6 protein-coding genes and 1 pseudogene are annotated in these 6,470 nt (G+C 58.3%); 3 read left to right on the top strand and 4 right to left on the bottom strand.

Going from position 1 to position 6,470, the window contains the following annotated elements:
- The 3 genes from PF446_RS04250 to PF446_RS04240 form a co-directional block, all read right to left on the bottom strand.
- On the bottom strand, positions 1-908 hold a 908-nt coding region (locus tag PF446_RS04250), incomplete at its 3' end, for an SMP-30/gluconolactonase/LRE family protein (RefSeq protein WP_298070007.1).
- Between the two features lie 11 nt (positions 909-919).
- On the bottom strand, positions 920-1,369 hold the full coding sequence (locus PF446_RS04245) for a hypothetical protein (protein WP_298070006.1): 450 nt from the start codon (positions 1,367-1,369) through the stop codon (positions 920-922).
- Positions 1,366-1,884: a DoxX family protein gene (locus tag PF446_RS04240; RefSeq protein WP_298070005.1), complete on the bottom strand. Its 519-nt coding sequence runs from the start codon at positions 1,882-1,884 to the stop codon at positions 1,366-1,368. The genes PF446_RS04245 and PF446_RS04240 overlap by 4 nt, the downstream gene beginning before the upstream one ends.
- Positions 1,885-2,063: 179 nt before the next feature.
- On the opposite strand from PF446_RS04240, the gene PF446_RS04235 reads away from it, so the two are divergent.
- From PF446_RS04235 to PF446_RS04225, 3 genes are all read left to right on the top strand, one after another.
- Entirely contained in the window at positions 2,064-2,915 is an 852-nt protein-coding gene (locus tag PF446_RS04235; protein ID WP_298070004.1) for an SDR family oxidoreductase, read from the top strand.
- Positions 2,916-2,951: 36 nt separating this feature from the next.
- Entirely contained in the window at positions 2,952-4,520 is a 1,569-nt protein-coding gene (locus tag PF446_RS04230; RefSeq protein WP_298070003.1) for a GMC family oxidoreductase, read from the top strand.
- 1,060 nt (positions 4,521-5,580) lie between these two features.
- Positions 5,581-6,051: a DUF2127 domain-containing protein gene (locus PF446_RS04225; RefSeq protein ID WP_298070002.1), complete on the top strand. Its 471-nt coding sequence runs from the start codon at positions 5,581-5,583 to the stop codon at positions 6,049-6,051.
- A 303-nt stretch (positions 6,052-6,354) separates the two neighbouring features.
- Here PF446_RS04225 and PF446_RS04220 read toward each other — a convergent pair.
- A pseudogene (locus tag PF446_RS04220) lies at positions 6,355-6,470 on the bottom strand (transposase); the annotation flags it as partial.

Genomic DNA, 6,470 nt, shown 5'->3' with positions numbered 1-6,470 from the left:
GGCCATCCGGCACCGCGCCGATTGAGGAAGATCGCGTACAGCGTATGCGAGCCGCCGATGAACAGGCGGTTCTTGAAATAGCCGCCGAAGGTCAGGTTGGACACCAGATAAGGCACCAGCACCTTGCCCAACAGGCGTCCTTCGTGATCGATACAATGCACGCCATCGGCTGCGCTGGACCAGATGTTTCCGTCTTCGTCCATGCAGATGCCGTCGGCGAAACCGGGCTCGACCTTGTGGAATATCTCGCCGCCGTGCAATTTGCCCTTGGCGCCGATGTCGAATACACGGATGTACTGCTTCGGGTTTTCACTGGTCATGTCGCCGGTTTCGCAAACGTAAAGGCGGCTTTCGTCAGGGGAAAACGCCAGGCCATTGGGGCCGTCGAAATCCCCTGCCGCGATGGTGATCTTGCCGCTCTCGGGATCGAAGCGATACAGCGCCGGTGACTGTTCGGATTCCTGAATGCCGCCTTCGTAGTCGCGTTGAATGCCGTACAGCGGATCAGAAAACCAGATCGTGCCGTCGGACTTCACGGTCACGTCGTTGGGCGCGTTGAGACGTTTGCCGGCATGACGATCCACCAGCATGGTGATCTTGCCGTCCAGCTCGGTGCGATACAGGCAACGGTCGCTGTGCGAACAGGAAATCAAACGGCCCTGCCGGTCGCGGCACTGGCCGTTGGCGTAGTGCGACGGTTGGCGGTATACCGACACCCCGGCGTTTTCGATGTAGCGCATGGTGCGATTGCGTGGCAGATCCTCGAACAACAGGCAGTCGGCATCGCCCATCCACACTAGTCCTTCCAACCAGCGGAAGCCCCCGGCCAGTTCCTCCAGTGGTGCGTTGGGCAGCACGTATTGATTGAAGACCGGATCACAGGTGACAAAACCATCGGTATCACTCATGTCTGTTTGTCTCACTTGAACACGCAGGGTGACTTGGGTGTGGGAATGTCCTCGAACTGTACCACCATGAGCACAGCCGGCTCGTTACCCACCGTGGCGGAACGGTGGCCCTTACGGCCGTCCTTTTCCTGGCAATGCTGGTCTCCGCCGAACGAAAGCTGGCCCGGTCCTAGTTCAATTTTCGTGCGGTCCATCGATTCCACCGACCAGCGTCCCGACAGCGGAATGATCCATTGCGGCTTGGGGTTTTCGTGCCACTCGCCCACCCAGCCCACCGGTTGCACTGTGACCATGGTGGTCATCTTTCCGGTGGTCTTGTTGCCCTTCCATTGTGGGTCGGCGCCACCGCCCATGGATCCCAATTCAAACTCAGTCATGTGACACTGCTTCTGGTGACTGACACCATCTTGGTCGGTCCAGATATGCCAGTACGGCACCTTGGGTTTGGATTGTTCGCTCATGGGGATATTCCTTGCGATGAATGGTTGGCTTCAGCTGGCTCGACACGCTGAGTCGGAGCTGTAAGCGCGTAGGGATGCGAAGAGGAAAGCGGATGCTGGATCAGATGCTGGACTCCATAAGCCGTACCGCCCATTGCCAGGATCAGGAAACCGCCGGCCAGCGCGAAGTTCTTCATGAAGTCCCAGAAAACGGCACGCCCCTTGCTGGGGCCCTTGAGACGGAAATCGTCGGTATTCCAGAATTGCTTCCACAACAGCGCTGTCACCGCGCAATAGCCGGCCAGGATGACCGCTGCCAGGCGATCATAAAAGCCGCTGAGTATGGCCAGCGACATCACTACCTCGACGAACATGCCCGCGCCGACCAGAGCGCCGGCAAGAGCCCGCGAGTGCACTGAACCCTTGGCCTTGTCCATGGCTTCGCTGTGATTGAGCACTTTGTCCAGCGCACTGAATGGCAAAAAAAGGGCCACCAACGCAAGCCGGATCAGGAAGCTGACAACAACACCAAACACGTGTGATGGCCCGGGGCACGCAAGAGCATCAGGATGAGGCCGTTGCGGTGAATGGGACCAGAACGCGAGCTTCGTTCCGGCAGGAGCCGCTCATCTTCGCAGACGTGTTCACGTGCTCTCCACATGTCGAGGCGCATACTCAAAATGCAAACTCGTCAGCGATCACCAAGGAGTCACCCGTGAATCAAGCAGTCGCGCCCCCGACTTCCGGTGCACCTGAACTCTCCATCCCCAGATTGCTGGCTGGTCAGAAAGCCCTGGTCACCGGCGCCAACTCGGGGATTGGCCAAGGCGTGGCGTTGGCACTGGGTCAAGCCGGCGCCGACGTGGCGGTCAATTACGTCGTCGATGACGATGCGGCGCAGTCCGTGATCGACAAGTTGCACGGCTTCGGCGTCAAGGCGATGAAGATCAAGGCCGATGTATCTGATGAAGATCAGGTCGCGGCCATGTTCAAGCAGGCCATCAATGCTTTCGGCACCATCGACATCCTGGTCAACAACGCCGGTTTGCAGCGCGATTCGGCGTTCCACGACATGACGCTGGAACAGTGGAACAAGGTCATCAGCGTCAATCTCACCGGGCAGTTCCTGTGCGCGCGAGAAGCGGTGCGCGAGTTTACCCGCCGCGGCGTGATACCCGAAGTATCCTGCGCTGCCGGCAAGATCATCTGCATGAGTTCGGTGCATCAGGAAATTCCCTGGGCCGGGCATGCCAACTATGCCTCGTCCAAGGGCGGCATCAAGATGTTGATGGAAAGTCTGGCGCAGGAAGTGGCGTCTCTGAAAATACGTGTCAACGCTATTGCACCCGGCGCCATACGCACTCCGATCAATACCAATGCATGGAATACCAAGGAAGCCTACAAAGCCTTGATGACCCTGGTGCCTTACGGACGCATCGGCGAGCCGGAAGACATTGCACGCGCGGCGGTCTGGCTGGCATCCGATCAATCCGACTACGTGGTTGGCACCACCTTGTTCGTGGATGGTGGCATGACCTTGGCCCCCGGTTTCGCCACGGGCGGTTGAGTCGTTTCAGTTTCAGTTTCAGATACGGAGATCATCGTGTCCTATCAGCATTACGATCTCATCGTCGTAGGCAGCGGGCCTGGGGGTGCATCACTGGCGCAGCGATTGGCCCCGACCGGTACGAAAATCCTGTTGCTCGAACGCGGCGATTACCTGCCGCGCTCGGTGGACAACTGGGATCCACAAAAGGTCTTCGTCGACGCGATCTACCAATCGCCGGAAACTTGGTATGGCAAGGACGGCGAGACGTTTCATCCCGGTCTGCATTACTACGTCGGCGGCAACTCCAAGGTCTACGGCGCCGCGTTGTTCCGCCTGCGCGAGCGCGATTTTGACGAGATCACACACAAAGATGGTGTTTCGCCTGCATGGCCGCTGAAGTACGCCGCGTTCGAGCCGTATTACACCGAGGCCGAAAAGCTGTTCCATGTGCACGGTCAGCGCGGCGAAGATCCCTGCGAGCCGCCTGCGAGTGGCGCTTATCCGTATCCGCCGGTCGCGCACGAGCCACGTATCCAGGCTTTTGACGACAGTCTGCGCAGCGATGGGCTGCATCCTTTTCATTTGCCGTTGGGCATCCTTCTCGACGAGGTCGATGGCCAGACCACACCGACTAGCCCGTGCATCCGCACGCCGTACTTCGATGGCTATCCTTCGCCCTTGAACGGCAAGGCGGATGCGCAGGTGATGTGTGTGGATCCCATGCTGGCGGCTCACGACAACGTGACGCTGTTGACCAACGCCTATGTGTCGACGCTGGAAACCGACGCGTCGGGCAAAGTCGTTTCCGGCGTCAACGTGACTCGCAACGGCAAGCCGGAACGGTACACGGCGGATATCGTGGTGGTCGCCTGTGGCGCACTTTCGTCGGCGCTGTTGTTGCTGCGCTCAGCCAGCGACAAGCACCCGAACGGTCTGGCCAACGGTTCGGGCCAGGTTGGGCGCAACTACATGCGCCACAACCAGACGATCCTGATGGCAATGCTGAAAGAACCGAATGAAACGGTGTTCCAGAAGACGCTGGGCGTGAGCGACTACTACTTTGGTGCCGACGACTGGGAGTACCCGCTGGGACTGATCCAGATGTGCGCGGTCTCGCACGGCGCGCAGATCCGTGGTGAAGCGTTGCCTTCGTGGTTGGAATGGATGCCAAAGATGCCGTTCGAGACGATGGCCCGACACTCTATGGACTTCTGGCTTTCCAGCGAGGATCTACCGCGACCGGAAAACCGTATCCGTTATGACGGAGACAAGGTGATCCTGGAAATTCACGAGGGCGACATGGAGGCCCATCAGCGTCTGACCGGGAAACTGGAAGAAATGCTCAGCAAACAAGGCGCGCATCCGAAGCTACTGGAGCGTAGCCTGTATCTGGGCAAAGACATTCCCATCGGCGGCACTGCGCACCAAGCCGGTACCGCATGCTTTGGCTCCGATCCGGCCTGTTCAGTTCTCGACCTCGACTGCAAGGCCCACGAGCTGGACAATCTCTATATTGTGGACGCCAGCTTTTTTCCTTCCATCGGTGCTGTGAACCCCACGCTGACGATCATAGCCAACGCGCTGCGTGTGGCAGATCGAATCGCCGAGCGACTGAATGCTTAGTGCAGGAAAACTCCGGACAAGGCATGGCCGAAGCTCGTCGAGCCCGGTCACTTGACTACTCCGAGCATACCGGGATGTGTGAAGAGGCTGGGTGGGCGACGCGACGCAACTATTATACGTCGCACCGAAGACCGCAGGTCACGATTACCAACGAGATGATGGCATTGCGATGACGGCTCTGGGCTAGGGCCTGATGCAAGCTGTCATATTACTCCTTACATCGGCCACAACTCGTGGAGTCGGGGCCTGCTACCAGCCGCCTGGCTGGCGTACGCTCGATGCGTTGTTTCCAGCAGATGGTTTACACACCAAGGCAAGACCATCATCGCGCTGGCATGCCGACATCGCGGGGTTATGTCATCGCCCAGCCGAGGCCTTCGTAGGCGATCCCTGCATGCATGGCCCCCTCCCGCCACATGGCAATGGGGACATCTGCACTCCATTATCCGCAGAACGAGCCGTGATCGACGGGCCCGGCACCTCGATACGCGTGCGGCTCAGCACTATATGGGTTCGGAAGTGGGGCGAAAAAGTGAGAATCATCGGGCCCTGCAGTGAAAATGGACCTGAAGCGCGTACTGGCGTGGGTGTATGCGTCTTGGCGCCACTCAACCACTAGAAAAGCAGGTAACGCCCAGCGCATGGGTCCTGCCCGACGCTATGTGATCTACATCACATAAAAAGATCGGTGCCTGTACAATAGTGAACATTGGTGTCTAGCTAGCCAAGCCGCCGTGAGGCGCCGCCGTCCCCCTTGTCCCCTCATGTATAGATGGATGAAACCCGCTTCGGCGGGTTTCTTTTTCGCATGAAGTGAGCATTGTGGTACGCGCCAGTGACATCCGACACGCATGTAGATACGTCGCAGTCTTCTAGGCGCCTTGATGAGGCTTTTCTGAAGTATCCGCTGTATCTGGGTAGAACCCCTGTCAGGTTCAGGAAACTACTATCGACAACTCACCAGTCGGGCCATCACGATGGTGACCTGACTTGAACCAAACTTCCACGGGACCGGTTCATAGCAGCTCTATTTGCACTGGCAGATTGCCAAGGAACAAGAGTGAAGTTTGATCGAGATACGCTCTACCACTGGATGTTCGACATAGGCGTCGCGCTCAAGGGGCTGGATGGTCTGCTGGAGGTATTGGGAGGTGCCGCTTTGATGGTGACCACGCTACCGTTCATCATCCGTATCGTTGGTGACGTGACCGGTGCAGAACTCAGTGAGGATCCCACAGACTTTGTTGCCAACCATCTGCGTGACATGGCGCAGCACCTTTCGGTCGGGACACAGCATTTCGTCAGCTTTTACCTGCTCGGTCACGGCATCATCAAACTGGTCTTGGTCACGGGGCTTCTACGCGGGTGGCGCTGGTCCTTTCCCGCCGCAACGATTGCTCTGAGCGCATTTATTGCCTATCAGACCTACCGCCTGACATACGCACCTTCGGCATTATTGTTGTTGTTGACGATACTGGACGTCGCCATTGTCGCGCTGGTCGTGCACGAATGGCGTACCCGGGGAACATGACCCGCCAGGTGAGGGGCTTGCCTTTTGCCTGAAGTGCAAGAGCTCCGCACGGAGAGGCCTCAAATTCGGCTGCATGATGGATGTTGCCTGTTCCCTTATCGCGCAACCCCAACTTGGCCGTGATCCGTCTCGGCATATCGAAAAAAAACAGTCGGCTTGCCTGGACGTGTTAAGGCATACAGTGATTTGCTCCCCATGCACGGACGGCTTCGCCGCCAAGTGCTTGACCTTGTACAAGTGGCGACGCGAACGGTGCAGCGCCGGCAGCGCCGGATGAGAATCTTTATCTCCCGATGATCGGTCGGTGACCTGGTTGGCGTGTACGTCGTACTTCTTCACCAGCTCGGCCATCGTCAGATCACCTTGGATGGCCGCCAGGGCGACCTTGGCTTTGAACTCAGGCGAATGGGTGCGTCGTT

Origin of the sequence: Oleiagrimonas sp. (assembly GCF_027858935.1) — a bacterium.
Taxonomy (GTDB): domain Bacteria; phylum Pseudomonadota; class Gammaproteobacteria; order Xanthomonadales; family Rhodanobacteraceae; genus Oleiagrimonas.
This window is presented reverse-complemented; position numbering and strand designations above follow the sequence as displayed.

Bases quoted from the DNA above. Each gene is read 5' to 3' on its own strand.
- PF446_RS04245 (WP_298070006.1), bottom strand. From the start codon at position 1,369: ATGAGCGAACAATCCAAACCCAAGGTGCCGTACTGGCATATCTGGACC.